Here is a 23,581-nt window from a genome sequence, read left to right as displayed (position 1 = left end):
GCATCGGGCTCAGGCTCGGGGGGGCTCGGGTAACGGGGGGCCGTACACGTTGGCGAAGGACGCCGCATCGGGCCAAGCCCGGCCCGTCCGCGTCGCCACCGGTGCCGGGACGGACGCCGCGGTCGGCGGGAGGGAGGCGATGCTGGCGAGGCAGAGGGCCAGCAGCGGACAACCCGCCTTGGCGCAGTCGGGCTTCGCCGCCTTCCCGGGCGGGCAGCACGGCATGCCGGCCATGTCCGTGTCGCCCACGTCCATCCCCGCCATGGCGGCATGGTCCAGGGCCGGCGTCGCCACATGCGATGCCAGCGCCTGCGCGGTCATGAACGCGCGCATGCCCGCGGCGGCCGCGGGAGCGGCCACCGGCGTCAGGGCGAGGCTGAGGACCGCCATGAGCGGCAACAGTCGCCGAAGGGCGATCAAGAACGTCACGAATTCATGATGCCAGTTTTTCGATCCGGGCGGAAGGCCAGTGTCGGAGGAGATGGCCCGTCCCGCGTAGGGATGGTCAAGGCTCCGTTCCGTCGGTCGGCAAACCCGCCGACCGACCGCGTCGGGATGGTGTCCCGGGCCCCCATCCCTCGTGAGCCTGCCGGACCTCGCCATGGCGCGTCCGGCGTGGCCCGCCATGGCCATTCCCGGGCGCCGGGAAACGCGACGCTCCGACACCCTGCAAGCCCGAACTGCCGGTCCGGGACATGCGGGAGCGTCAGAAGTTCTGGGAGGGCGACGCCGGGGGGCGGGCGTCAGGGCGGCGGGGCACCGCGTTGATCGATCCGGTCGTCAGGCCGACTTCCGGCGGTTCGACGTAATGCGGCGTGGCCCGTTGCGACTGATGGGTTTGAGGCAGGAAACGGGCCGGGACGTTGTCCATCCACCCCGCCAGTGCGTAACCCGGAAGTCCGGCGAGCATGGCAATGCCTGCGAAGGCGGTGATGATCTTGCTTTTCATGGCGGGACCCGTTTTTTCCGGTGGGAAGCTTGCTGCTCCTCATCCTTAAGTCCGGATGTCCTGGGCTTACCGTTACAGCGCGTCGCAAAGCTTTTGTTTGGTACGGCCGGTGTCGCCTGGCGCGGCGCCTTGCTCACCCGGTGGGAGAGGCGCCTGCAATCGCCTGCGGGATGCGTACGGTTCGGCACGCCGCTCGCACGGGCGCGGGGCGGGTAGGACGGATCGTGCCCGTCATGGCCGATTCCCAATCTCGGAGATACTGCACCGAGGCCCGGCGGCATGAAGCGCCGACCGGCGAGCGGGCGCCGGAACCGTCACGTCGCCCATCGAAATCGGTCGGGCAGTCCGGAGGATGTCACGAAACGGACCGCTACCAGCGAAGGAGGCGCGGTCCCAGGAGCGCCCCGGCCAGCGTGCAGATGGCGATCGTCCCCCCGTACCAGACGGCGACGAACGGAACGGTGTCGTCCATGCAATGCAGCGAATAGCCGAGGGCGCTGACGGCACCCGCGGAGAGGCCGACCAAGGCACCCGCCCGCAAGAGATCCGTCGGCGCCCCGAACCGTCGAACAGCCCACGTGATTACGGCGAACGGAACGATGGCGATCACGGGAATCGAGACGAGGCATTCGAGCCAGGTATGGCCGGATATCTGGCCGTGCCAATGCGCGGGCGGTGTCATCGAGAGGCTCACGCCCGCGAGCGCCGCGACCGCCAGGAAGGGTGAGGCCACGACCCCGAGATGCACGCGGCTCTCGCCGCCTGGCCTGGCGGCCCTGACGAGGTACCGCAGCGCGAGCCCCCCGACCGCGGCCGCGAACGCGACCTTCAACGCGAGGAACAGGAGCGGCCGGGCTTGCGTGAGGCCGGGGCGCAAGCCGAGGAACGCCAGCGCAAGGAACAGCGCGGCGGTCGCGCCGCCCGCGACCGCCAGCGCGGACCGGCGCGTCATCCAGGGCGTCCCGACCGGTTCGCGCTCGAAGCTGGTGCCCAGCAGGCCGATGAGTTCGTCGGTCTTCATTTCGTCCTGCCTCCCACGAACGACGCCAGGGCCTTCAGGCCGCGATGGACGCTCACCTTGACCGCCGTCTCCGACATCCCGGCCCGCTCGGCCGCCTCCGCCGCGCTCAAGCCCTCAACCTTCATCGACCTGATCGCCAGCCGTGCCTTCGCGGGCAACCGCGCGAGCAGGCGCTCGACGTCGAGAGTGCTCTCCGTCGCCGTATGATCATCGGCGGCCATGAGTTCGCCGGCGTCCTCGACCGGGACGTCTGCCGTCCCGGGCCGGGTGCGCCGCAGGTGATCGATGAGCTTGTAGCGTGCGATGGCGTAGACCCATGGGGTCACCGGTTGGGTGACGTCATAGGTGTGGCGTCGGGTATGGACCGCCATCAGGGTCTCCTGGACCAGGTCCTCGGCCTCGGTGTCGCCGCGTCCCGACCGGCTCAACTTGTTCCTATAGTATGCGCGAAGGTGCGGTCCCAGGCATTCCAGGAACCGACGATAGTCCGCGGATCGGCCCAGCAGGCCTTCCGTCAGGAGCGTACGGAGCTCGACCTCGCGGTGGATCACGGGGCCCGGTCGTCCTCGGCGCGGGCCGGACGTATCCCGCTTCCACACGGCGGCGTGGGTGTGCGTGACAACGCGGCCATCGAAGGCTGACGGGCTTGTCGGCTTCCCGGCTTCACGGACGGCCAATCGCGCGCGTCGATGCCGACATGGGACAGCTCTCTTACGGCGACGTTGCGCTTGACCCCCTCCCGCACCTTCTCGAAGGCGCGCACCTCGATCTGGCGAACGCGCTCGCGCGATACGCCGAACTCGCCCGAAAGGTCCTCCAGCGTGATCGGGTCGTCGGCGAGCCGGCGCGCCTCGAAGATGCGCCGCTCTCGCGGATTGAGGACGCTCAGCGCGTCGCGGAGCGCCGTCAGGCGGTTCTTGCCCTCCTGCTCGCGCACGAGCACCGTCTCCTGGCTCGGGCTGTTGTCCACCAGCCAGTCCTGCCACTCGCCCTCGCCCTCCTCGCGCAGGGGCGCGCTGAGGGAGGCGTCGCCGGAGAGGCGGCGGTTCATGTCGATGACGTCCTGCTCGGGCACGCCGACACGGGTCGCGATCTGCTTCACCTGATCGGGCCGCAGGTCGCCCTCGTCGAGGGCCGAGATCTTGCCCTTGGCCTTGCGCAGGTTGAAGAACAGCTTCTTCTGGTTGGCAGTGGTACCCATCTTCACGAGCGACCACGAGCGCAGGACGTATTCCTGGATCGCGGCCTTGATCCACCACATCGCATAGGTGGCCAGCCGGAAGCCCTTGTCCGGATCGAAGCGCTTGACCGCCTGCATCAGCCCGACGTTGCCCTCCGACACCACGTCGCCGATCGGCAGGCCGTAGCCGCGATAGCCCATGGCGATCTTGGCGACGAGACGCAGGTGTGATGTCACGAGGCGGTGCGCGGCCTCCCGGTCACCCCCGCCGCGCCAGCTCTTGGCGAGAGTGAGCTCCTCGTTCGGCTCCAGCATCGGAAACCTGCGGATCTCGTCGAGGTAACGCGACAGGCCTTCGCCCGAGGAAAGATCAGCGAGCGTGCCTGCCGTCATGATTGTCCGCTCCCTCTCGCAGGAACACCGGCACCGGTGGGACCGGCGGCGTTGCGCAGCTCCGACCGCCCGCGTCGGTCGCGCGAACAACGGGTCGACCGTCACATCCATCAATCCGACGAGAAGACCGGGAAGGTTACATCGCACGATACGCGTGAGCCGACGCCACGGAGCCCGAGGCACGCATCCGCCTCGGGAAGGTCATCGCTGCCGCAGGCCGGACCGCGGCTGTCCCGTCCGAGATAAATCCGACTATACCCCCGGATCGTATATGGGCAATGTCGCGTTCCATAGGCCGTCCACGATCCGATGGGAGACGACGATGAACAAGCCATTCTTTGCATTCGCCTTGGCGGTATCCGCCTCTTTGGCGCTGTCCCTTGCCGGGCATCCCGCCAGGGCCGACGACGGACCCTCCGTAACCATCCATGGCGACCATCACGATGGCCATCATGACGAACATCACGTCGTCGAAGAGCATCGAGAGATGGGACACCACGAAGACCATCACGAGGTCGTGCACGAGCATGGCCACGGCGAGGACGGACACTCCGACGACCGGCATTGACGGGTCTTAGGCTCATGACGTGATGTCGAGCGACGGAGTTGCAAGTCCGTCAAGCGGACGCGTGTCGCTCGACATCGCGATTTGCCAAGCTTACATTTCGTCATTAAACCTCCACGGGGTATGATGGCCTCGGCGACCGCGGGCTCATGAGCCGGCGCGGTCGCCGATGAGGTTTCGTGGCGATTGCTGGGTAGCCGGCGATACCGCCCTCGGGGACCGCGGCTTGACCCTGGCAGGTTGTTCGGCCGGCGGTTTCCGACGGGTGCCGCATTCGTGGCTCGAAGCGGAAAGCGACCCCGGGGCTCCGGCGCACCTGCCGCAACATCATCCTACGTCGTCCCTGGAGCTCCGGCATGTTCGAGATCATCCCCAACTGGCATCCGGTCGTCGTTCATTTCACGGTGGCGCTCCTCCTGACCGCCTCCGTCCTCTTCGTCGCCGGCACCTTGCTGGCTGCACGGCCGTCAGGGGGCGCGGCCACCATAGCGGCACGATGGAACCTCGGCATCGGCTTGCTGGTGACGGCGGCCACGCTGATAACGGGCTGGTGGGCCTACAATTCGGTGGCGCACGACGAGGTGTCTCACGTTAACATGACCGTCCATCTGCGCTGGGCCCTCGGCACGGCGCTCGCCTTCGTCGCGGCCGCCGTCGCCGCCTGGTACGACCGCAGGAGGCCGGCGGGCGCCGGGATCGTGCTGATCGCCCTGCTCGCGGCGGGGTCGGGGGCCCTGGCCGTGACGGGATGGCTCGGCGGCGAGAATGTCTACCGCTACGGGCTTGGTGTCATGGCCCTCCCGAAGTCGGACAGCCACGCGCATCCCGGAAGCGCGGGAGGACACCCCTCAGATCACGATCACGGCGCACGCGCCGGGGACGCGACCTCGAATCCGGACCCGGGCGGGACCGGCCCAGGGAAGGGGTCGGCATCCGATGCCCATGCCCACGACCACACCCACTGAACCGGTGTGGGGTTGTCATCGTGGCCGTCGTGCCGCCAGCTCAGCGATATGCCCCCGAGCCGTTGTCCGCCGGGTCCTCCCTCAAGCCTTCGGACCCGGCCCCACATCGATTCGACGGTCCTCCCCGGCGACGCTTAAATTCGATGCCTCCGGGCCGATGCCATGACGCCTTGATCTGCGAGGTCCGTTCCGACGCCACCGGAAGGGGCGCCTGCGGTTTCGCGGAAACCGCCGCAGACCGCGCGCGAAGACTGACTTCGCGGCTTCGCGTTCCTTCCCCAACCGTCGCTCGAACAGCGATTATACGGATGCCCTCCGAAGACATCGTTGCCCAAATCCAACAGCTTACCCTTTCCCCGGCTTCGTCTCGGGCGATGCATTGCCGGAGCCGGAACGACGTGCGATGTTCACGTTGGATTAGGAAAGGTCCCTGATCGTTGGTCGTCCTGCGCACATTTGTGCTCTTCGTGGTCGCGTTGGCCGTGGCCGTCGCGCCGGCTGCGCCGTGCACGATGGCGCATGCCGCGGCGGCACACCGGCATGCGGACCACGCGAAGCCCGCGGTCTCGCCCGAGGCTGGGCGGCATGTGCACCACGACCACGGCGAGGCATCGAGACCGTCGGCTCCGTTCGTCAACGTGGTGGCCTCGGAACGCGGCTCGCCGGCAGTGGACCTTTCGGCCGCCCGATCGACGTCCCAGGAGCCGGGTTGCCCCGAGCACCGTCAGCGGGCCCACAAGGGCCCTTGCCTGGCGGCCTGCTGTACCCTCGCCGGCCAGGTCGCGCTACCGACGGCATCCTGGTCGGGGGCATGCCTCGAAGCGCATTCGTCCGACCGCGTGCTGATCGCGCAGGAAGACGGCGTCGTCGACGCCCATCCGACTCGGATCGAACGGCCGCCGAGGCTCGGCGCCTGACGCGCGGGCGCGACTAGCGCCCGCCTACGGCCGCTCCGGCGGGACGGCCATCGAGATCACCCCAGCAATCCGACCGCCGTTGGCGCGGACGGCGACGTGCGTCCCCGCCGTGGGACGGACCGCCGGAGCGACGCCCATGGTCACCGTGCGCGGCCGGTCATGTCCGTTCGGGATAACCACGATGTTCAAGTTGCCAAGACCGGCCGCGCTCGCGGCGGTCCTTCCGCGGCCGGCCGGCGTGCCGGCGGGCGGCCCCGAGCGGCTCGTCATGCCGGCGGATCCGACCGTTGCCGTCCGCTCCCCCCGCTATTCCTCGGTGACGGCGGGCGTGAAGCGCTTCGATGTCGTCGAGCCGAAGGACTGGCGTGAGCTCAACCGTCAGGTCGGGCCCAAGCCCGGCGCCGGCGGCATGGAGGGCATGCCGGGGATGGAAGGGATGCCCGGCATGGGCGGCAAGCGCGACGCGGGAGGCCGATGATGGCCTGCCGCTGTAACGAAACGGGTGCCGCGCCCGGACTATCGGTCATGAGGGACGCACGATGACCGCGCCGCGAGATGTCGGCACGATTGCGCACGGGGCGGCCGAGGCCGCCCTGGCGCGCCACCTGCGCACCGCCGTGACCCTGTCCGTGATCGGATTGGTCCTTGGCGGATGCGCGAGCTTCTCGCCGGACGCCGGCCTGTCCGTCGCCGGTGATTACGCCGCGCTCGAATTGCGCAAGGACATCGTGAAGGCGAGCGACGAAGGCTTCGCGCCCACGGCGGAAGCCCGGGTGGACCAGCTGCTGCGGCGGTCCCTGACGGCCGACGGCGCCGTGCAGGTCGCCCTCCTCAAGAACAAGGGGCTGCAGGCGGCGTTCAACGACCTCGGCGTGTCGGAAGCGCAGTTCGTCCAGGCCACGCTGCCGCCGGCTCCGAGGTTGGCCATCACCCAGTGGGGGCTTGGCTTCAACACCGACATCGAGCGTTCCGTGGTGGGCAGCCTGCTGGAGCTGGCCACGCTGCCGGCGCGTACGGAGATCGCGCGCGACCGTTTCCGGGCCGACCAGTACAATGCGGCCGAGCAGGTGCTGCGGCTCGGCGGCGAGGCGCGGCGGCAGTTCTATCGCACCGTGGCCGCCAATCAGGCGACGGGCTTCCTGGAGCAGGCGCTGCCCGGCGCCGGGTCGGCCTCGACGCTGGCCAAGCAATTGGGGGAGACCGGCGCGCTGAACAAGCTGGAACAGGCGCGCGAGCACGCCTTCTACAGCGAACTCGGCGCCCAGCTCGGCAAGGCCAGGGTCCAGCAGCGTGCGGAGCGGGAGCGGCTGACCCGCCTCCTCGGCCTCTGGGGACGGGAGGCTGACTTCAAGCTTCCGAACGGCCTGCCTTCGCTGCCGGGCCGCCTGACGAGCGGGCAGCAGATCGAGGCCGAGGCGATGCGGAAGCGAACCGACGTGCAGGCGGCCCGCTTCGAGCTGCAATCGCTCGTCGGTCAGTACGGCCTCAACCAGGCCAGCGGCTTCGTCAGCGTCTTCGATGTCGGGTTCGCCAATCAGTACACCCGGTCCAGGACCGTCGATGCGGGCGGCGCAAGGACCGACCGGAGCAGCCTGAACGGCTACTCCGCCGACGTCGTCATCCCGATCTACGATTTCGGCACGACGGCGGTACGCGGGGCGAAGGAGACCTACCTCGCAGCCGCCAACCGGCTTGCCGAACGCGCCGTCAACGCCCGCTCCGAGGTGCGTGAGGCCTACCAGCGCTATCGTGGGCAGTACGACATCACCCGTCACTACCAGACGAGCGTCCTGCCGCTGCGCAGGACGATCCTGGACCAGTCCCTGCTCCAGTACAGCGGCATGCTCCTGGACGTCACGACGCTCATCGTCGACGCGCGCGCCAGGATCGTGAGCAACATCCAGGCCATCGAGGCGCAGCGCGACTTCTGGATCGCGGCGACCGACCTCAAGGCCGCGACCGTCGGCGGCGGCTTCTCGGGCGGCGGCTTCGGGGGCGAGCCGGCGGGCGGCAGCGGCGCGACGAGCCGGGCGGTGGCGACGCCCGGCGGCTGAGAGCGGCCTTCGGGTCATCGAACGACATTCGGAGAGCAACCATGACCGACATCTCGCGCAGACGGATCCTGGGGGCCGGCGGCCTCATCCTGGCAGGCTCGTCGATGGTCAGCGGGCGCGTCCAGGCCGCCGGCCTGCCCGAGGCGCCGACGATGGGCAAGGCGGTGATGCAGCCGCCCCTCTATCCGACGAGCGGGCCCGACTACCAGCCGGTGGTGACGCTGAACGGCTGGACGCTCCCCTGGCGCATGCGCGGCGACTGGAAAGAGTTCCACCTGGTCGCCGAGCCCGTCGTGCGGGAGATGTCGCCCGGCATGGACGCCCGGCTCTGGGGCTACAACGGGCAGTCGCCGGGTCCGACCATCGAGGCGGTCGAGGGCGACAAGGTCCGCATCTTCGTGACGAACCGCCTGCCGGAGGCGACCGCCGTCCATTGGCACGGCCAGACGCTGCCCAACGGCATGGACGGGGTCGCGGGGCTGACCCAGCCCGGCATCCCGCCGGGCAAGACCTTCGTCTACGAGTTCATCCTGAGGCGCTCGGGCACCTTCATGTACCACCCGCACTCGGACGAGATGATCCAGATGGCGATGGGCATGATGGGTTTCTTCGTCGTCCATCCGCGCGACCCGGCCGAGCGCCGCGTCGACCGCGACTTCGTCTGGCTCCTGAACGCCTACGACATCGAGGCCGGGTCCTACGTGCCCAAGGTCAACACGATGCTCGACATGAACATGTGGTGCTTCAACAGCCGCGTCTGGCCCGGCATCGACCCGATGGTCGCGCGCCAGGGCGACAAGGTCCGGATGCGCTTCGGCAACCTGACCATGACCAACCACCCGATCCACGTCCATGGGGTCGACTTCAAGGTCACCGGGACGGACGGGGGCTGGATCAACGAGGGTTACCAGCTCCCGGAGGTGTCGGTCGACGTCGCGGTCGGGCAGATGCGCGCCATCGAGTTCAACGCCGACAACCCGGGCGACTGGGCGATCCACTGCCACAAGTCGCACCACACCATGAACGCCATGGGGCACTCGGTGCGCACCTACATCGGCGTGGACCTGAAGAGCACCGCCAAGCAGATCCGCAAGATCGCCCCGGGCTACATGCCGATGGGATCGACGGGCGGCGGCATGATGACCGAGATGGAGATGCCGCTTCCCGACAACACCCTGCCGATGATGACGGGCGCGGGTCCGTTCGGGTCCGTGGAGATGGGCGGCATGTTCACCGTGCTCAAGGTCCGCCCCGGGCTCGCCGCCGGCGATTACCGGGACCCGGGCTGGTACCGGCATCCGGAGGGAACCCTGGCCTACGAATGGACAGGCGACCCGATGCCCGAGCCGAGCCGCTCGCCGGACACGCCGAAGGGCAGGCGCGCCCGGGAGACCGACCTCCGGGTCGTCGATCCGCGGACGCGCCGGTCCGCCTCGAATTCCGGCGGTCACCAGGATCACTGAGCCCGCGCGAGCGGGACCGCGTCACGACGGTTCGGAACGGGGCAGCCCCCTTCCGGAGTCCGCCGCGTGGGTCGCCCACCCCCCTCGGCGGCGACCTGCGCGGCGGTTCGACAAACCAAACGGAGAGAGACCATGAATCGCAAGTTTTCGCTCGTCGCGCTTTCTGCCGCCCTGATCGCGGTCGCCGCGCCCGCCTGGGCGCAGGCCACGAAGGGCACGGTCACGAAGGTCGACGCCGCTGCCGGCAAGGTCACGCTCGACCATGCCGCAATCCCGAAGCTCGATATGGACGCGATGACGATGGCGTACCCGGTCAAGGATCCCGCCATGGTCAAGGACCTCAAGCCCGGGGACAAGGTCGACTTCGAGGTCGACGGGACCGGCGGCGAATACACCGTCACGACGATCCGGAAGGCGAAGTAGGCCCCCGGAACAGCCCGCCGCGCGGCGACGCGGCCGAGCGCGACGGCCTTCGAGCCTGGAGAGACGACACATGCGACGCCCCCTTCTTTCCGCCGCCCTCGCGGCGGCGCTCCTTGCCCCGTTCCCCGGCGGGGCCTTTGCCCAACCCGCGAAAGGCGCCCCTGCGGCCCTCGAACGGGCGCGGGACGTCATGGCGAACCGTTTCCGGGACACCAAGCTGAGCGGCGACCCGGACCGTGATTTCGCCGAGATGCTCATCGCGAGCTACGAGGAGACGCTGTTCCTCGCCAAGACGCAGCTCGACTACGGCGGCGACCGGCAGCTGCGCGAGACCGCGCAGAAGATCCAGGACGAGCAGCAGGCGAGGATCGACGCCCTCAAGCAATGGCAGGTTCGCAGCCGCGAGGCCGGGTATCGACCGCAGCCCAACCAGACGCCCCCGGGCGAGGGACCGCTGGACCGTCAGGCGCAGGCGGCCCCGGCGCAAGGCCAGCCCGCATCGCCGGCCGCGGGCGAGAAGGCGGTCGCCCCGGTGCCGCCGTCCAACGCGCCGCTGGTCGCCGCGACCGTGCGGAAGGTCGACGATGCCACGGGCAAGGTGACCCTCGACCACGAGACCATCCCGAACATCGGCATGGACGCGATGACGATGGCTTACAAGGTCCAGGACCCCGCCATGCTGAAGGGGCTCAAGCCCGGGGAGAAGGTTCGGTTCTCCGCCGACCGCGTGAACGGCTCCATCGCCGTGACGCGGATCCAGAAGGCGCGATGACCCGCCCCCGGGCGGCGGGGCGGAGGGCCGCGCTGACGGCGGCGCTCGGCCTGGCGGTGCTCGCCGGCATCGCATGTCCCGCGGCGGCCGGGGACGACCCCGTTCCCCCGGGGGACGACGGGAAGCTCCCGGCGCCAAGCCCGGTTGCCGGCCGTCCTCGGGCCGCGGACATGGCGGGAACCTATTCGGGCCTCATCGTCCGGGAGGCGTCCGGCCGGGGTCTCCCGCCGGCCGTCGCGGACGCCGTCGCGTTCGTGGAGAGCGGCTACGATCCGCGTGCGGTCGGCGCGGTCGGCGAGCTCGGCCTGATGCAGGTCCGGCCGTCGACGGCCGCGATGCTCGGCCATCGCGGCCCGGCGGAGGAACTCCTCGATCCGAGCGTCAACGTCCGCTTCGGCGTCGCCTATCTCGCCGGGGCGTGGAAGCTCGCACACGGCGACCTCTGCCGCACGCTGATGAAGTACCGGGCAGGCCACGGCGAGCTGCGCATGACCGCGCGTTCGGTCGATTACTGCCGGCGCGCGCGCGACCGCCTGGCGGCGACAGGGTCACCGCTCGCCCAAGCCGACCTGCCGTCGGTCGCGCCACCTCGCGCCGGGATGGCCATCGCCGTACGTCGATCCCGGATCGGGGACGGCCCCTCCATGACCACGCGGTCGGTCCGGTCCTGGGCCGAACACGTCGCCCGCGTGCGTGCCGTGGAGGCCAGGATCGACCGCATCATGGGCGGCGGCTGATGCGGACGCGGCGCGACGTCCCGATGCCATCCGTCCCGCGACGCACCGAAGCCGATGGGCCGGATCCTCTCCGTGTCGAAGGTTCCGCGCGGTCATCTCCGGAGGATTGTGCGGCCGCCTTGGCGCGCCGCCCTGGCCGGGTGCGGCCATGACGGTGCATCCCCTCGCGCGCCGGGCTGCGGACGCCTATCTCGCCGCGGTCGATGACGCCGCCCCCGATCTGGTCGAGGCGCTCTACCTGGTCGGTTCCGCGGCGCTGGACGATTTCCGGCCCGGCCTGAGCGACCTCGATTTCGTCGCCGTGATGGCCTCGCGTGCCGGGGACGATGCCCTGGCGTCGCTCGCCGAGGTCCATGTGCGGCTCCACGAAGCCGTGCACGTCCCTGGGCTCGACGGACTCTACGCCACCTGGGACGAGCTTCGTTCGGGCCCCGTCGCGCGCGCGGAAGGGCCTTGCGTCGAGGGTGGCCGTTTCGTGAGGTCCGGACGTCGGTACCGGGATCCGATGACGTGGTGCGTCCTGCGGGACGCCGCCGTGACGGTGCGCGGCCCGCTCTGCGCGGGCACCGGCGCCTGGCGGGACCCCGGCTGCCTCGACCGCTGGCTCGACGCCAGCATCGACGGCCATTGGCGACCGTGGCTGTCGCGGGTGCTCGCCACCCTGAGCGGGGACGAGCCCGTCCTTCTCGCAGACGGCGACGTGGAAGGTGCCGTCCTCGGCCTGTGCAGGCTGCATTACGCCCTCGCGACCGGCCGGGTGCCGTCCAAGAGCGGCGCCGGGCTCTACGGCCTGATCGCCTTTCCGGCGGAGTGGCGCCCCGTCGTCGAGGAGGCGCTCCGCATCCGTCGGGAGCCAAGTGCCGCGCCGGGGTACCCGGACCCCCGAAGCCGACGGGACGCGGTGCTGGCCTTCGCCGGATTCGCGGTGGCCGATGCCGCCGCCTTCGGGTCCGATGCGCGTGGGCGACGGCGACGAAGCCGTTTCACCGCCTCGCCCGCGGAGATCGACCATGGCCGGTAGGTCAGGCGATGGCGCCGCGTCGGGGCCGGCGCCGTCGCCGGCCGCGCCGCCGGACGCGCGCATCCCCGCCTTCCTCGACAGGATCGGCCGCCGGCTGCGCGAGGGCCCCTACGGCAGGCGGATCTCGGTCGGCATGCGGCGGGACGTCACCGTCCCATTCGACACGCCGGGAGCGAGGGTCCCGATCCGGCTGCGGGATTACCGGGCGGGCGACCTTGAGGCCCTGTTCCCCCGCGGATGCGACGCAGCCGCCGAACGTGAGCGGGGCGACGTCCTGTGGAGGCTCGGCAAGGTCGGGAGCGGCGACCTCCCCAGCCGCTGCTTCGTGGCCGTCGACGTTCGGTCGGGACGTCCCTGCCACATACAGTGGCTGACGGAGCCCGGCTACGGAGCGGCGATACGGCGGGCCGGGGGGCTGCCGGAGTTGGAGGCGAACGAGGCGATGCTCGAAAACGCCTACACGCCCGTCGGATACCGCGGTCTCGGCGTCATGACCGCCGTCGTCGGTCTGATGGCGGATCGGGCCGCCTCCCTCGGCAAGCGCCGCGTCGTCGCGTTCATCGACGAGGACAATTCCCCCTCGCTCAGGGCTGCGGAGCGCGCCGGGCTCTCAAGGTGGGTCGTCCGAACGAGGACGCAGTACGGCTTCGGCCTCGTGAGGATCTCGCGTTTCGACCGGCTGGCAGCCCCGGCCGATGGGGACTCGGACCGTCCTGGCGGGTCTTTCCGCACGGACCGATCTCGAAGAGGCCGCTGAGGCGTCCGCCCACCTACACGCCGCCGTGTCGCCAAGCGCGCTCGGCTCCGTCGTCCCCGCGGCAGGCCTGGCAGGGGATGGCCCGACGCAAGGTTACCCGATGGACGCGATCCCGATCCTTCACGCTTTCTTCCATCGGCTCGCGGGCATCGACTACCCGTTCGGCCATTGGTGGATCGACCTCGCGGTCGCCGTCGCGCTCGTCCTCGGCCCGGCCTGGGCCGCCTGGATGGCCGGGCGGCTCGCCTTCCGGTGGCCGGGTCCCGGGCGGTCGTCCGGGCGCATGCCGCCGGGGTTTGCGACGCGCCGGACCGGAAGTGCGGCCCCTCCACATCCTCGGCGTCCTGCGGTGCGGACCACGCTGGAGACGTTCGTCCTGCGCGCGACGCTTCGGCAACAGGTACGCCTCGTGGCGATCTCGGTCCTGACGCTCCCGATGGCCTGGATGCTCCTGGAGATACCCAAGCACATCATCAACCACGCGCTCTCCGACCCGGGCGGACGCGGGTTGCCGGGCATGAGCCTCCCAGGGCTGGACGTGGACCGGACGGGCCTGCTCTTCGCCCTCTGCGCGGGCTACCTCGGCGTCCTGTCGCTGAACGGGCTGATCAAGTACGGCGCGAGCCGCATCCGCGGCCGCGTGAACGAACGAATCGTGCGCCGGCTACGCCTGTCCATTCTCCGCGAGGCCCGCGACGAGCGGTCCGAGGAGCGGCGTGCCACGTTCGCGGCCGTCGCCATCCAGGAGGTGGAGGCCATCGGTTACTTCGGGGGCGGGCTCGTCGCCGTGCCGATCGTCCAGGGTGGGGTGTTCGTCACCAGCGTCGTGTTCCTGCTCCTCCAGAACCCGGCCCTGGCCGCAGCGGCCCTCGTCATGCTGCCGTTGCAGCTGACGGTGCTGCCGCGGCTGCAACGGCGGCTGAACGCCAAGGTCCGCCAGCGTGTCCACGCGACGCGCGCCCTCGGCGCCCTGTTGGCCGGCGCGGGACGCGGACGCCCGTCCGAATCCGGCGGGGTCGGAGAGCGGGAGTGGACCGACCGCGCGCGCCTCGCCCCCCAGATGCGTCAAGCCGAGGATCTGGAGCGGATGCGCGTCGAGATCGGCGACCTCAAGGGCAGGCTGAAGGGGCTGTACAACTACAGCTCGAACCTGACGCCGTTCTTCCTGTTCCTGGTCGGCGGCTACCTCGTCGTCCAAGGGAAACTGTCACTCGGCGCCCTCGTCGCCGCCCTCACCGCCTACAAGGAGATCGCGCCGGCCCTGCGCGAGCTGTTCGACTTTGCCCAGGCCTGGTCGGATGCCCGGGCGCGGTTCGAGGAGGTCTCGAAGGTGCTCGGCTTCGCGGACGCCGTCGAACCGGGGCGCCGGTCGGGCGGGGCGGAGCCGGCCCCGGATATCTCCCGGGGTCGGATCGTGGAGGCGTGACCCGTGCCTCAACCGCGCTCGAAGGCGGCGAGGATGGGACACGGGCCGGTATCGGTCGAGGCGCAAGCGCGGGCGAGACGTCGGAGGGCGTCCCGCGCGGTGCGCAATTCGGCGATCCGTGCGTCGAGGGCGACCGCGCGCGCCTCGGCGAGGGCAAGGGCGCGGCCGCGGTCCTCGCCCGCGTCGAGCGACAGGAGCTCGCCCACCTGCTCCAGGGTGAAGCCCGCGGCCTGCGCCGCACGGATGAAGCGGAGCCTCCGGAGATCCTCCGGGCCGTAGCGCCGGACGCCCCCGGCCTGCGGCGGCGTCTGGAGGAGCTGGCGGCGCTGGTAGTAGCGCACCGTCTCCACGCCGACCCCACCCGCCTGGGCGAAGGCGGCGATCGTCGCGTTCATCGCTTGACTCCGTACCATGGTACGGAGGTTACGACAGCATCGGATACAGGTCCATCCCGCCCAAGGAACCCATTCATGACAGCCACCGCAGCGCCCGCCGCGACGCGGACGGAGGCCCGCAGCGCCACCGTCTTCCGCATGGTCACGGACCAGCACGTCTGCCCGTACGGGCTCAAGGCGAGGGATCTGCTCGAACGCGAAGGCTTCACCGTCGATGACCGCTGGCTTCGGACGCGCGAGGAGACGGACGCGTTCAAGGCTGAGCACGGGGTCAGGACCACCCCGCAGACGTTCATCGCGGGCGAGCGCGTCGGCGGCTACGACGACCTGCGCCGCCGTCTCGGCAAGGCGGTCGCCGACCCCGACGCCACCACCTACAAGCCGGTCGTCGCGGTGTTCGCGATGACCGCCGCGATGGCGCTGGCGGCGAGTTACGCGGCGTTTGGGACCGCCCTGACGATGCACGCCGCCGAATGGTTCATCGCCTTCAGCATGTGCGTGCTCGCCCTCCTGAAGCTTCAGGACGTCGAGACCTTCTCTTCGATGTTCCTGGGCTACGACCTGCTCGCCAAGCGCTGGGTCCGCTACGCCTACGCCTATCCGTTCTGCGAGGGGCTGGCCGGGATCCTGATGATCGCGGGCGCGCTGGACTGGATTTCCATCCCGGTGGCCCTCTTCATCGGCACGGTCGGCGCGGTCTCGGTGTTCAAGGCGGTCTACCTCGACAAGCGCGAGATCAAGTGCGCCTGCGTCGGGGGGGCGAGCAAGGTGCCGCTCGGCTTCGTGTCGCTGACCGAGAACGTGATGATGGTGGCCATGGCCGTCTGGATGCTGTTCTCGCATCACTGACGTCGTCTCCGTCCCGGCGCACCGCGCCGTTCATGTCGAAGGATCGCCCGGCCGATACCGGCACCTGACGCCCGTCGACGACCTCAGCCGCGCGCTGGCCTCGTTCGACGTTCCCCATGCCGAGCCACGCCCTCGACCGGCGTGTCCTAGGCACGGCGGCTCCGAATGCGCGCGGAAGGGCGCGAGACCATGTCACGCCGGTCGGGCGATCCGGCCTACGTCGGGCGTCCGGGACCTGGAGGTCGACGCGATGCTCAGTCGGCCGATGCGATCCCGGATGCCGTGACCGCGGCCTCGCGGGTCGGGCGGCCCTGCGCCGCGCCGGCGGTCGGGCCGGCATGCGGTGGCGATGTGGCGGCCATCGTCCCGAGGAGGTCGGCCGGAGAGACGCGGACGGCCACCATCGCCTCGTCGGGCGTCATCGGCGCTCCCTCGAACATCCAACCGGCCCCGGACCGGCTGCCCTTGCGCACGACGGACGGCTCCGCCGCATCGCACCAGAGGGCCACGATCCGGGGCGATGACGCCTCGAAGACCGGAGACCCCGACTGGCCGGGCAACCGCCGAGGCGCGGGATCAAGACCGGAGGCGAACCTGCCCGCGACCCCCAGCATACGCTTGGCATGCCTGACATGGACGTCGCCGGGATGCGGACCCGGAATCCGGCTTGGCTCGATGGGATACGACGCCTGCCACCTGGCGTCATCGACCGTCCCGAAGCTGTCGAGGAGCGAACGGCTTTCCGGATGCCGGCTATCGTACCGGTAGACCAGCCGCGTCCATGACCCCGCGAGTTCGGCGCAGCTGCTCGCGACCTGCGTGAGGAGCGACGCCATCTCGGCCTCGGCCAGCATAGGGACATGGAGGCACATGGCGGGGGCGTTCGCCCGGCGCGCCGCGTCGAGGAGTGGATCGCTCCCGACGAACGGTCCGGAAGCGTCGATGATCAGCACGGGACCCAGGTCGGTGACCCCGTCGGGCACGAAGACGTCGCCGGTGCCGACGGCCCCCCTCACCGTCCTTCCGATATCGCCCGCGAGACGTCGGACCCAGGCGGACATCCCGTCGGAGATCGACTCACGGACGACCTCGGTCACGGCCTCGACGGCCTGCCGCCGTTCGTCCAGGGCATCGAGACGGCCGTCGATGCCACGGAGCGCGATCTCCTCGGCGACGAGGCTCGGCCCGCTTCCGGCCAGCCGCCCGACCGCGCGCGACAGCGCCTTGGTCCGCGCACGAAGATAGGCGAAAGCCGCATCGCGGTCCTCGGAGACGTCCCCGGCCTCCAGCCCCGCCAGATGCTCGTCGAGATCGCGCAAGGAGGTCTTGACGTGCTCCAACGCCGTGGCCCGCTCCTCGTCGATTGCGGGATCGTCCGACGCCAACATCTCGGCCCGGAGTTCCTCGCGAAGCACCGCCCGCCCGGACGGGGTGAGCGTCCAGGTCAGCGACGGGCGTCCGCGCCCGGCCGGGGCGACCTCCTCCCGCGTGCACAGGTCCCTGCGTTCGGTCAGGTAGTTGCGGACCGTCGATTCGTTCGCGTCGGCGAAGGCCGCCAGTTCCCTCACCGTCGCACGGCCCAGCCTGAGCAGGCCGCGCTTGATCTTGAGGTTTTGGCTCATGTCACCGGAGTGCCTAGAAGCAGGATCCATATTATCGGGATCCGGGCGAAAATATCAACCCTCGTAGTCAGCCAGCGTTCGCCTCAGGGCGACCATGTCCCCTGTCGCCGAGAAGTCGACGACGGCGGCGATCAGTTCGTCGCGGTCGATGCCGAACGAGGTTTCCAGGGCTACGCCGAGCGCGTCGACGACCCGGTCGCGGTCGGACTGCGGCAGCCTGAGGGCGTTCAGTGCCAGGGAGAATGCAAGGACCCGGTTCCGGCCTCCGCCCAGGTCGGCGTCGCCGTCGCCGTCGCCGAACCGGTCCAACTCGGCGAGAAGGCGGTCGACGGCCCGCCGTGCGTAGATCCTGCGGCTTCGCTGGATCGGCGGCAACGTCGCCTGTGCCCCGATCCGCCTCGCGTTCAGCGCGCTGCAGGCGCGAAGGACATCGGTCGCCTCCTGCACGATCCAGGCGGGCTTGCCTTCCTGATCGCCGCGGACCCATCCCTCGACCAACCACAAGGCGATGACGTCCATCCATCCTTCGGACCATGCGCACGACCCGTCGACCTGCAGACGCGGTTCCGCGCCGTCTGCGACCGCCGTCCCTTGGTATGCGTGACAGACGAGTTCGTGGGCGAGCACGTAGGGGAGATGGCACGCGCAGTCCCAATCGAACGCATCGTCGCGAACGCTCAGGGTGACGACGGAGACCAGGTCGCTCCCGTCGATCCACCGACACGAGCCGCTCAAGGCGGAGCTGTCGAGCAGGCCCGCGACCTGGTCGGAATGCAGGCGTCCCAGCGCGAGGTGGACGGCCGGCCGGCGAACGGAGACGTCGAGGCCGCCGTAGAGCCGTGCGACGACTTCGTCGAGGATACCGAAGAGCGACGCGATCTCGCCCGGCATCGGCGCGTCCTCGACGCACCCGGCGTGTTCGAGGCGCGCGCGGAAGTCATCGGACCGCGTGCGGATCGCATCGAATGCGGGGCAGCCAGCGGGCAGCTCGACGGCTTGGACGAGGTCCCGCAACGCGGCAACCGCCTGGGACCTGGGGGCGTCGGGCAGCGTCCGGACGACATTCGACCGCGCCAGCGCCGGGCCGACGATCCCGTCCGTCAAAAGCGCGGCGGCCGTCTCGCTCGTGCCGGGAAGGCCCCCGGACCGGAACGCCGCCGCAACCGCGTAACGGATCTCCAGGGCGGTCCGGCGGCCGGCGTCGAGCAAGGTCAGACGAGGCGCGGAGGCAGATCCGTCACTGGACGTCATCGGGTGTGACGACCTCGGGACCGATGCCTCCCGTGGGAAGCGACTCCTCGGCCCGCGCCTTCAGGAGCTTCTCCCAAACCGCCTTCGTTCCGGCCTTGATGGCGTCCTTCACGAGATCCTTGGCGAGATCCGTCGCGACGCTTCCGGCGAACCCGCCGAGGGTCACGAATATCGCGATGGCCGCATCGGCGAGGCCCGCTTCCGACGGCTTGGCGACGAAGGGGCTTCGTGCCGGCAGGTCCGCGGCGGCCAAGCCGAGCAGTCCGGCGGCCTCCGCGCGCGAGGCCGGATCGGCTAGGACCGTCGCCCAGGCCGTTTCGATGGCGACGTTGATCTCGGCGACGTCCGCCGCGCCGCTCGCGTAACCCGCGATTTCCGTTTCCAGGTTCGACGGCAAGCCCATCGCATCCCCCAAGCGTGACCGACCACGAGATGGGTACCGGGCGCCGATTTCGCCAGGGCCGAGACGCCCTGGGCCTTCGTTCGGAAACCGGGCCGCAGCCCGCCGGTTGATGCGCTGCGTACCCATGAGGGGTATTAATGCGGCCAGGGATCTGGCCTGTATCAAGACGGACGGTCGTCGGCGAGCCGGCGTCGATGCGGAGAACCACCATGGACGCGATCATCCACGGGGCGGGAGGCGGGTTCCTGATGGCCGCCGGCATGTTCTGGCAGACGGGCTGGAGCCTGGTGCTGGGATTCACCATCTCGGCCGTGCTCCAGTCCGTGGTCTCCTCGGACCAAATGCGGAAAGCCTTCGGCGGCGGCAGCGTGCGCGAGATCGCGCTGGCGACCCTCGCCGGCGCAGCCTCGTCCTCCTGTTCCTATGCCTCGGCCGCCATCATGCGCACCCTGTTCAAGAAGGGCGCGGCGCTCGTCACCTCGCTCGCCTTCCTGTTCGCCTCGACCAACCTGGTCCTCGAACTCGGGCTGATCCTCTACGTGCTGCTCGGCTGGCAGTTCATGCTGGGCGAGTGGGTCGGCGGCGTGGTGCTGATCGCCATCATGAGCGCGCTGGTGACGCTCACCTATCCGAGGCGGCTCGTGGAGGAGGCGCGGGCGCACGATGAGGAGAGCCGCGGCCACGAGCACATGAGCATGACCGTGGATGGCCCGACCTGGCGCGCGCGGCTGGCCAAGCCGGAGGCCCGCATCCGCGTGGCCCAGAACTTCGCCATGGAATGGCGCATGCTCTGGAAGGACCTCGCGATGGGGTTCCTGATCGGCGGGTTCCTCGCCGCGCTGGTTCCGGATGGCGTCTGGAGGACCCTTTTCCTGAGCGACGCCCCGGCTTGGCTGCAGGTGCCGGTCAACGTGCTGCTCGGTCCCCTCATCGCCGTGCTGACCTTCGTCTGCTCCATCGGCAACGTGCCGCTCGCGGCGGTGCTATGGGCGGGCGGTGCGAGCTTCTCCGGCGTGCTGGCTTTCCTCTACGCCGACCTCATCGTGATCCCGCTTCTCGACATCTACCGCCGCTACTTCGGCTGGCGCATGGCCGCCTACATCGGCGGCGTGTTCTTCGTGACGATGGCCGCCGCCGCGCTCGTCGTCGACCTGACGTTCACCGCGCTTGGCTGGATCCCGTCACGCGACATCGACGTGCGTGCGCAGATGACCGAGTTCAGCCTGAACTACACGTTCTGGCTCAACCTCGTGTTCGGCGCGCTCGCGGCCTACCTGTTCTGGGTCAGCCATAAGCACCCGATGCATCACGGTCATGGCGAGCAGGGTGACGACGGGCACGGCGACCAGCACGGGCACGACCACACGATGCACGCACGTCGCTGACAAGGAGGCGCCATCGTCGCCGCGAGGGCGCATGGACACATGGCGTCATGGCCTCCCCACTATCGGTCGCGCGATGGCCAGCAAGCCCTTCAGGCCGCTCCCGAAGCGGGCGATCGCCTCGCGATGGCCTCGGAGTTCGCTGTAGGGAAGGTACCTCAGGTCGAGCTCGCCGACACGGGAGAACGCGGGCCGGGCGAACTGCGCCCTGACGTCCTCCTCGCGGTTGTCCGGTGCGACCAGGAAGAAATTGCGCGCCATCCCGCCCTCCACGCCGAGCGCGAGGTCCAGCATGCGCACGATCCCGGAGTAGATGCTGGTCGTGTGCTCGACCTCGAAGGCCGCGGCCACGTCCCGGCTCGCCTTGTCGATCCAGAGGACGTCGATGAGCCGGACGGTGTCGACCGAGCCATTGGCGGCCAGTCCCTCGGGCAGTCGGGCGAGGCACCCGTCCGACAGGCGGCCCGACGCATAGGGGCGGCTGGCGTCGTTCGACGCGATCCAGACGTCGAAGCCGAGGGCGAGGCCCAGGTCGCGTATCCAGCCCTGGATCTCGGTGTGGGTGTGGTCCGCCTCCCCGGCCGCGACGGCCGCCTTCGACGGGGTTTCACCGGCTTCCGCTCGGACTCGCTCCAGATCCGCACGCCAGCGCGCGAGGGCCACCTCCGCATCGCGCTCGGGCAGCGGGTAGCGTCCGGACCCGACGTCGAAGAGGAATCCCGCGACCGCGCCGAAATCGTTCGAGAGCAAGGCACGATGTTCTCCGTTGAGGTCGACGATCCCGCGTCGCATCGCCAGGTATTCCTCCCAGCGCCCGAGCTTCACGTTCGCGCCCGTGAGGGCGTTGTAACCCTTGACGATGGCCGTGTTGAAGGGCGGCACCCAGGTCGGATGCAGGAAGTAGAGCAGGTTCGCCGCCGCGGGGCCCAGGCCCTTGATGCGCACGTCGTCGAGCGCGCGTATCGCGGCCAGCACGTGCGCCTCGGCGTTGCAGCAGAGACAGGTGTCGAGGAAACGCCCGAAGGCGACCTGGTTGGCCCGATCCTCGTAGATGTCGGGGATGCGCAGCTTCGGCTTCCAGAGGAAGGCGTGGTCGGCGCCCCTGAACACCTGCCGCTGCTCGGCGATGGAATGGACCACCGTCTCCAGCGAAGACCCACGGTAGGCGTTGCCGAAGGTGTCGGCCCTGATCTCGTCGACCACCGCCTGCAGCCCGCGGCGGATCGACCGGAAGTTCTTGATGCGCTCCTCCCAGAGGAACCACGTCCGATAGGTTGCGCCGGGATCGTCGCGCCAGTGCCGGATGAGGTTGGCGACCCAGGGTCCGTCCAAGCGTCGTCTCCTTGTTCGCCGGCGACGACCGCGCCGCGCCGCAGACCCGTTCGCCTAGGGTCGCCGGTTACCCCCGTAGGGTTCCGGTCGATATACGCGCCTCGCGTGGCGCCGCAACCTCGTGTGTCGATGGGTAACGTCTCAGTTTGAAACATGGGATCCCGCTCGACCGGCTGCCGCCGGCCCATGGCGTACCTTCGAGGAGGATAGTCCCTCACATCGGAGCATCGAGCATATCGAGAACCGGGCAAGCGGGCGTCGGCGCGCCGCTGCACTGGTCGATCGTTTCACTCAGGATGTGTTCAAGCCGTGCGAGGTGGGCGAGTTTGGTGCGGACCTCGGACAGGTGCGCACTGGCAATGTCCCGGACCTCGGCACAGGATCGATGACCGGGCGCGGCCAACGCCAGCAAGGTTCGGATGTCCTCAATCCCGAAGCCCAACGCACGGGCATGACGGATGAATGCCAAACGCTGGACGTGGACCGGATCGTAGGACCGGTGACCGCCCCCGGTGCGAGCTGGCGGCGGCATGAGCCCGATGCGCTCGTAGTAGCGGACCGTCTCCAGATTGACCCCGGCGGCCGCCGCGAGCTGCCCGATGGAGAGGCCGCGCAGGCCCGTGACCATTTTTTGCTTGATCCCGTAGTGGCTACGGGATGCAGAGTGGCACGATCATGATCGACACACCATCCATAGCGACCCCTGCGCGACCCGCCTCGCATTCGCGAGACAGCCTGCCTGCTCCTTCAGGAAGTTGGCTCGCCGGACTGGGCACGGCCGCCGGGCTGGGGGCTCTGGCGGCATCGTCCTGCTGCGCCCTGCCGATGGCGCTCGCCGGTCTCGGTGCGACGGGGGCCGTGTTCGGCGGGTTGGCGATGTTGGCGAGCATCCGACCGATCCTGCTCGGCGGGGCCGCACTGGCCCTCCTCGTGGGCTGGGGGCTGTTCCTGCGTCGCCGGGCAACGGCCTGCGCCATGGCCGGACCATGTGCCAGTTCCGGACCACCACGGCGCGCGGCTGCAGTGCTCGGGATTGGGACGGCGCTGGTTGCCCTGGCGCTTGTGTGGGAACCCTACCTTGAGCCTCTGGTGCTCAAGGCCGTGTGGTAAGGCGGATGAATCTTCAGTCCACTCTCACATGCCCGCACTGCGGCCAACAGGCGACGGAGACGATGCCGACCGACGCCTGCCAGTTCTTCTACGAGTGCACCGGCTGCGGCACGCTCCTGCGCCCGAATGCAGGCGACTGCTGCGTGTTCTGTTCCTTCGGTGACCTACCCTGTCCGCCGATCCAGGAGGCGGCCGGGAGCGGCCAGCCCGGGCGCTGCCGCCCGGATCCATAGCGACCACCCCGGCAGAACTGCGCAATTGAAAAATATCCTGTTAGGTTCAGCCGAGCGAACGGTTACGTCCCACCAGTGGCGGACCTTCCGCCTGGATTTGGAACCGAGACATTACGTGTCGATGACCTCCGGGCCGTTCCTTCCCGGGCCGGGCCGCCTTGCCATGGCATCGAGCTCTCCCGGCGTTTGATTATGCCTTCGCGCGATGGACATCCCCCGCGGATGGCTCGAATGTGTCGCGATGGGGCAAGGATCCGGCATCGGACATCGAAACGACCTGAGCGTGCGCGATCAGCTTGGCGGCGGCGGGCGGGCGCGGGGCTCCGACGCGGGTGACCGCGCGGCGCGCGTAGAACGGCCT

The 23,581-nt window shown here is 69.7% G+C and carries 26 protein-coding genes and 1 pseudogene; 16 read left to right on the top strand and 11 right to left on the bottom strand.

Annotated elements, in window-relative coordinates; all coding sequences use genetic code 11:
* Positions 1–9: 9 nt before the first annotated feature.
* The 5 genes and pseudogenes from AO398_RS08865 to rpoH form a co-directional block, all read right to left on the bottom strand.
* Positions 10–429 (bottom strand): hypothetical protein, encoded by a 420-nt coding sequence (locus AO398_RS08865; protein WP_058191691.1) that lies wholly within the window; start codon positions 427–429, stop codon positions 10–12.
* A 277-nt stretch (positions 430–706) separates the two neighbouring features.
* On the bottom strand, positions 707–949 hold the full coding sequence (locus AO398_RS08860; protein WP_058191690.1) for a hypothetical protein: 243 nt from the start codon (positions 947–949) through the stop codon (positions 707–709).
* A gap of 370 nt (positions 950–1,319) precedes the next feature.
* Positions 1,320–1,970 (bottom strand): DUF1109 domain-containing protein, encoded by a 651-nt coding sequence (locus AO398_RS08855; RefSeq protein ID WP_058191689.1) that lies wholly within the window; start codon positions 1,968–1,970, stop codon positions 1,320–1,322.
* The gene (locus AO398_RS08850; RefSeq protein WP_147724604.1) at positions 1,967–2,521 is read right to left on the bottom strand and encodes a sigma-70 family RNA polymerase sigma factor; all 555 of its coding nucleotides are present in this window, start codon (positions 2,519–2,521) and stop codon (positions 1,967–1,969) included. Before AO398_RS08850 ends, AO398_RS08855 begins: the two co-directional genes overlap by 4 nt.
* Before the next feature lie 152 nt (positions 2,522–2,673).
* Positions 2,674–3,543: pseudogene (gene rpoH, locus AO398_RS08845) on the bottom strand (RNA polymerase sigma factor RpoH); the annotation flags it as partial.
* A 322-nt stretch (positions 3,544–3,865) separates the two neighbouring features.
* Between rpoH and AO398_RS28225 the strand changes: the two are divergent.
* The 12 genes from AO398_RS28225 (at position 3,866) to AO398_RS08785 (ending at position 14,643) form a co-directional block, all read left to right on the top strand.
* The gene (locus tag AO398_RS28225; protein WP_152997470.1) at positions 3,866–4,111 is read left to right on the top strand and encodes a hypothetical protein; all 246 of its coding nucleotides are present in this window, start codon (positions 3,866–3,868) and stop codon (positions 4,109–4,111) included.
* 353 nt (positions 4,112–4,464) lie between these two features.
* Entirely contained in the window at positions 4,465–5,073 is a 609-nt protein-coding gene (locus AO398_RS08835; protein ID WP_152997469.1) for a DUF2231 domain-containing protein, read from the top strand.
* A gap of 437 nt (positions 5,074–5,510) precedes the next feature.
* Complete coding sequence (locus AO398_RS08830) at positions 5,511–5,990, top strand: hypothetical protein (protein WP_058191687.1); 480 nt, start codon at positions 5,511–5,513, stop codon at positions 5,988–5,990.
* 136 nt (positions 5,991–6,126) lie between these two features.
* On the top strand, positions 6,127–6,468 hold the full coding sequence (locus tag AO398_RS08825; protein WP_244498702.1) for a hypothetical protein: 342 nt from the start codon (positions 6,127–6,129) through the stop codon (positions 6,466–6,468).
* A 61-nt stretch (positions 6,469–6,529) separates the two neighbouring features.
* Positions 6,530–8,044: a TolC family protein gene (locus tag AO398_RS08820; RefSeq protein WP_058191685.1), complete on the top strand. Its 1,515-nt coding sequence runs from the start codon at positions 6,530–6,532 to the stop codon at positions 8,042–8,044.
* A 41-nt stretch (positions 8,045–8,085) separates the two neighbouring features.
* A complete protein-coding gene (locus tag AO398_RS08815; RefSeq protein ID WP_058191684.1) occupies positions 8,086–9,507 on the top strand; it encodes a copper oxidase in 1,422 nt (473 codons plus the stop codon).
* 132 nt (positions 9,508–9,639) lie between these two features.
* Complete coding sequence (locus AO398_RS08810; RefSeq protein ID WP_058191683.1) at positions 9,640–9,930, top strand: copper-binding protein; 291 nt, start codon at positions 9,640–9,642, stop codon at positions 9,928–9,930.
* Between the two features lie 70 nt (positions 9,931–10,000).
* The gene (locus tag AO398_RS08805) at positions 10,001–10,702 is read left to right on the top strand and encodes a copper-binding protein (RefSeq protein WP_058191682.1); all 702 of its coding nucleotides are present in this window, start codon (positions 10,001–10,003) and stop codon (positions 10,700–10,702) included.
* A complete protein-coding gene (locus AO398_RS08800) occupies positions 10,699–11,439 on the top strand; it encodes a transglycosylase SLT domain-containing protein (protein WP_058191681.1) in 741 nt (246 codons plus the stop codon). Before AO398_RS08805 ends, AO398_RS08800 begins: the two co-directional genes overlap by 4 nt.
* Positions 11,440–11,587: 148 nt before the next feature.
* Positions 11,588–12,460 (top strand): aminoglycoside adenylyltransferase domain-containing protein, encoded by an 873-nt coding sequence (locus AO398_RS08795; protein WP_058191816.1) that lies wholly within the window; start codon positions 11,588–11,590, stop codon positions 12,458–12,460.
* Positions 12,450–13,217 carry a GNAT family N-acetyltransferase gene (locus AO398_RS08790; protein ID WP_058191680.1) on the top strand — a complete coding sequence of 256 codons (768 nt, stop codon included), beginning with the start codon at positions 12,450–12,452 and terminating at the stop codon, positions 13,215–13,217. Before AO398_RS08795 ends, AO398_RS08790 begins: the two co-directional genes overlap by 11 nt.
* Positions 13,218–13,317: 100 nt before the next feature.
* The gene (locus tag AO398_RS08785) at positions 13,318–14,643 is read left to right on the top strand and encodes a hypothetical protein (protein WP_058191679.1); all 1,326 of its coding nucleotides are present in this window, start codon (positions 13,318–13,320) and stop codon (positions 14,641–14,643) included.
* An 8-nt stretch (positions 14,644–14,651) separates the two neighbouring features.
* On the opposite strand, the gene AO398_RS08780 is transcribed toward AO398_RS08785, so the two are convergent.
* Positions 14,652–15,056: a MerR family transcriptional regulator gene (locus AO398_RS08780; RefSeq protein WP_201025732.1), complete on the bottom strand. Its 405-nt coding sequence runs from the start codon at positions 15,054–15,056 to the stop codon at positions 14,652–14,654.
* Between the two features lie 57 nt (positions 15,057–15,113).
* Between AO398_RS08780 and AO398_RS08775 the strand changes: the two genes are divergently transcribed.
* Positions 15,114–15,887 (top strand): glutaredoxin, encoded by a 774-nt coding sequence (locus AO398_RS08775; protein WP_058191677.1) that lies wholly within the window; start codon positions 15,114–15,116, stop codon positions 15,885–15,887.
* A 254-nt stretch (positions 15,888–16,141) separates the two neighbouring features.
* On the opposite strand, the gene AO398_RS08770 is transcribed toward AO398_RS08775, so the two are convergent.
* From AO398_RS08770 to AO398_RS08760, 3 genes are read right to left on the bottom strand one after another with little or no spacing between them, the layout of a single operon-like run.
* Complete coding sequence (locus tag AO398_RS08770; RefSeq protein WP_058191676.1) at positions 16,142–17,509, bottom strand: hypothetical protein; 1,368 nt, start codon at positions 17,507–17,509, stop codon at positions 16,142–16,144.
* Positions 17,510–17,563: 54 nt separating this feature from the next.
* Positions 17,564–18,718, bottom strand: a complete 1,155-nt coding sequence (locus AO398_RS08765; RefSeq protein WP_058191675.1) for a hypothetical protein — start codon at positions 18,716–18,718, stop codon at positions 17,564–17,566.
* A 28-nt stretch (positions 18,719–18,746) separates the two neighbouring features.
* Positions 18,747–19,157 carry a hypothetical protein gene (locus tag AO398_RS08760; RefSeq protein WP_152997468.1) on the bottom strand — a complete coding sequence of 137 codons (411 nt, stop codon included), beginning with the start codon at positions 19,155–19,157 and terminating at the stop codon, positions 18,747–18,749.
* A 215-nt stretch (positions 19,158–19,372) separates the two neighbouring features.
* On the opposite strand from AO398_RS08760, the gene AO398_RS08755 reads away from it, so the two are divergent.
* The gene (locus tag AO398_RS08755; RefSeq protein WP_058191673.1) at positions 19,373–20,548 is read left to right on the top strand and encodes a permease; all 1,176 of its coding nucleotides are present in this window, start codon (positions 19,373–19,375) and stop codon (positions 20,546–20,548) included.
* A gap of 45 nt (positions 20,549–20,593) precedes the next feature.
* Here AO398_RS08755 and AO398_RS08750 read toward each other — a convergent pair whose 3' ends face one another.
* Positions 20,594–21,877 (bottom strand): hypothetical protein, encoded by a 1,284-nt coding sequence (locus AO398_RS08750; protein ID WP_058191672.1) that lies wholly within the window; start codon positions 21,875–21,877, stop codon positions 20,594–20,596.
* A 214-nt stretch (positions 21,878–22,091) separates the two neighbouring features.
* Positions 22,092–22,505 carry a helix-turn-helix domain-containing protein gene (locus tag AO398_RS08745; RefSeq protein WP_082643196.1) on the bottom strand — a complete coding sequence of 138 codons (414 nt, stop codon included), beginning with the start codon at positions 22,503–22,505 and terminating at the stop codon, positions 22,092–22,094.
* Between the two features lie 29 nt (positions 22,506–22,534).
* On the opposite strand from AO398_RS08745, the gene AO398_RS08740 reads away from it, so the two are divergent.
* Together AO398_RS08740 and AO398_RS08735 are read left to right on the top strand one after the other, a co-directional pair.
* A complete protein-coding gene (locus AO398_RS08740; protein WP_348272351.1) occupies positions 22,535–22,987 on the top strand; it encodes a mercuric transporter MerT family protein in 453 nt (150 codons plus the stop codon).
* A 5-nt stretch (positions 22,988–22,992) separates the two neighbouring features.
* Entirely contained in the window at positions 22,993–23,220 is a 228-nt protein-coding gene (locus AO398_RS08735; RefSeq protein ID WP_058191670.1) for a GDCCVxC domain-containing (seleno)protein, read from the top strand.
* Positions 23,221–23,581: the final 361 nt, after the last annotated feature.

Source organism: Methylobacterium sp. GXS13 (assembly GCF_001455965.1).
Classification (GTDB): domain Bacteria; phylum Pseudomonadota; class Alphaproteobacteria; order Rhizobiales; family Beijerinckiaceae; genus Methylobacterium.
The sequence above is the reverse complement of the archived record's forward strand: the minus strand, read 5'-3'. Positions and strand labels throughout refer to the sequence as shown.